At 55.9% G+C, this 433-nt stretch carries 1 protein-coding gene; it reads left to right on the top strand.

Features of this window, described 5'->3' with window-relative positions:
- Positions 1-162 precede the first annotated feature (162 nt).
- Positions 163-433, top strand: a 271-nt coding sequence (locus ACO0LB_RS20580; protein ID WP_423052574.1) for a hypothetical protein, incomplete at its 3' end; no start/stop codon positions are given.

Genomic DNA, 433 nt, shown 5'->3' with positions numbered 1-433 from the left:
AATATTGCGCCATTTGCGACGAGCCTCAACAGAGTGCACAGCAACCCGACGAACCGCAACGATATTGATTTCACCCTCGTCTTCAGCGAAAGTGTCACCGGAGTCGATGCGAGCGACTTTACACTCGTCAACACAGGTACCGTCACCGGCAACATCAGCAAAGTGACTCAAATCAACCCCAGCACCTACACAGTCACCGTCAGCAATGCCGGAGACGGTACCCTGGGACTCAATCTCAATGCTGCCGGCACCGGTATTGCCGACCTGGAAAGCCTGGGGATGTCGTCTGGTTTCACAGGCCAGATCTACACCGTCGACCATACCGCACCACTGACGACCGTCACCGGTATTACCCTCTCCAGCGACACCGGCGTCAGTGCCACCGACTTTGCCACCACAACGGCACGACAAACCATCAGTGGCAATCTGAACA

Origin of the sequence: Undibacterium sp. SXout7W, from assembly GCF_049339385.1 — a bacterium.
Taxonomy (GTDB): Bacteria; Pseudomonadota; Gammaproteobacteria; order Burkholderiales; family Burkholderiaceae_D; genus Undibacterium.
The sequence above is the reverse complement of the archived record's forward strand: the minus strand, read 5'-3'. Positions and strand labels throughout refer to the sequence as shown.